Raw genomic sequence first — 2,249 nt, 5'->3', positions numbered from 1 at the left:
CGCCGGCAGCCGCAGGGTCGCGAATCCTTCCGAGAAGCCATACACCTCGTGAATGCCGGCGCTCGGGAAGGCGTCCTCCAGCGCGTGATACGTCTTCTCGGCGATCGGCTGACCGGATGTGACGATGCAGCGCAGGCTGTTCACGTCATGGTTGCGCAGCTCGGGGTGTTCGAGAATGGCAGTCCACTGGGTGGGGACAAGGAAGGCGTGGGTGCCGCGCTCGCGCTCCACGGCCGCCAGGAACGCCTGGGCGGTGAACCTGCGCAGGATGACGACCGTTCCGCCCCGGTACATCGTCGGGATCATCGTGATCCAGGTTCCGGACGCGTACGGGGGCGTGCCGAGGACGGCGACCGAGTAGCGGTCGATCTTCAGTCCCATCGCGAAGCCGTACGGGTACATCATGCGGCTGACGTGGGTGTGCTCGATGCCCTTCGGGTGTCCGGTGGTCCCCGAGGTGTAGAGGATGGTGATAATGTCGAACGGGTCGATCTTCACTCCGCACGGCGTGACCGGGGACTCGGCCAGCAGATCCGGAACCGACCGCCAGTGGTCATGGGCCGTGCCGAACGTGAGCCAGCGGGAGTCGCCGATCAGCGGTAACCGCGCGCGAATGGAGTCGATGATCGACTCGGTCTCCGGATCGGCGACCAGGACGACCGCGTCGGAATCCGCCGCAAGGCGGACCAGCGACTCCCCGTCGAGCATGACGTTCAACGGCACCGTCACGCATCCGGCCTTCGCGCTTCCCCAGAACGCGACGAACGCGTTCAGCGACGCGGGCATGAACAGCGCGACCTTGTCACCCTTGTCGAGCCCTTCCGCCCGCAGCAGGTTGGCGAACTGGTTCGTCCGCTCGTCAAGCTCGCGCCACGTGAGTCGTTCGTCCTCGAATACGGCGGCTACCATATCCCCGCTGACTCGCGCATTGTGCGTGATCACATCCGGGCACATCAACGATAAGTCGTACTTCAGGCTCACGGGTGATCTCCTGATCTCCGATCCGTCCGAACGCATGCTCGGTGAGGACGCACGGTAGCCACGAACGGAAGCCGTGACGAGGGTCGCACCATTGACGTCCCTGTTCCGGGTTACAAAGCCGCCCGTCACCAAAGCCGCGTCACCACAGGGCCCAACCGGGCCGACCCTCACGACAGGCCTCGTACGCGTCTGGCTCAACCGGTTGCAGGATGCCCGTCGTTGCTCTCGTACCGTCGATGACTGCGCAGTGGTGCTCGTCCAGCCCCCGCAGAGCGAGGCGGACGTGCGGGTCATTCACATCGAATCGATCCCATTCGGTCCGTTCTGGGCCCTTGTACGCACCGGGATGCAGCCCCGCGCCCGGGGTGCCGCCGTAGAAGCCACAGCGCATGAAGGCGGTCTGGTTGCCCAGCCGCTCGAGGCGCAGGGATCGGTGGGCGCCGTCGTCGAAGGTCAGGTCGATGACTCCCGCCAGAAACAGGTGCGTGTCGGGTTCGAAGCGCAGCCGGCGTTCGATCCTGTGCACGGAGCCGCTGCCCGGGCGAGGGTCGTCGAAGCCGTAGAGCAGCTTCCTGCCCCAGAGGCCGACGTCGTGCAGGTCGATCCAGATGCCGCCCTTCCAGCCGGGCCGGTGCACGCGCCCGCCGTTGAGCGCCGGGCCACCGACGCCCCGGCCGACGCCCCAGTGGCGGTCCCGGGTGCCGTGTGCTTGGCCGGGCGCCCAGTCCACCCGGGTGCCACCGACCTGAATCCAGCCGGCGACCTGGCCGAAGCTCTCGAATCCTGCGGTCACCTGCCGCTCGCCGGACTGCACCTGCGGCCCCCAGGCGGCGCCATACGTCGGGCGGCGGGTGTCGGTCCACTCCAGGTCGTAGGAAAAGCCCCACTCCCCCGGCTCGAGGACGTGCCGCCAGCGGTGGAGCCCCGCGAGGATCGTGGGGCGGATCGGGCCCACCGTGAGGTCCGCCGGCTCCGGCGACAGCGGACGGAAGGACCGCACCGAGCGGTGGTCGCCGCGGAAGTTGACGATCGCGTACGACTCGACCCGGCCAAGGACCGGGTAACAGCTGCCGCCCACGGCCAGGAGCAGGTCGCCCGTGTCGTCGTGCCACACGTTCCAGTACCGCTCGAAGAACCGCGGATCGTTCGACGCGGAGGTCGGCGGGTGCGAGACGGGGTACGGAGTCGAGTGGACGAACTCGTCGTCAAGCGGGACGAGCGGGGTGTTCACGCGTCCTCGAGCACGACCGGCAGCCGCAGCGGCCCGC

2 protein-coding genes are annotated in these 2,249 nt (G+C 68.0%); both read right to left on the bottom strand.

Annotation, left to right across the window (positions count from 1 at the left end; all coding sequences use genetic code 11):
• Positions 1-909: AMP-binding protein (locus FrCorBMG51_RS29910; protein ID WP_200902517.1), on the bottom strand; the 909-nt coding region annotated here is incomplete at its 3' end.
• Between the two features lie 211 nt (positions 910-1,120).
• Positions 1,121-2,249 (bottom strand): Rv3169 family protein (locus FrCorBMG51_RS19605; RefSeq protein ID WP_235433744.1); only part of this gene is annotated, 1,129 nt, incomplete at its 5' end.

Origin of the sequence: Protofrankia coriariae, from assembly GCF_001017755.1 — a bacterium.
Taxonomy (GTDB): Bacteria; Actinomycetota; Actinomycetes; order Frankiales; family Frankiaceae; genus Protofrankia; species Protofrankia coriariae.
This window is presented reverse-complemented; position numbering and strand designations above follow the sequence as displayed.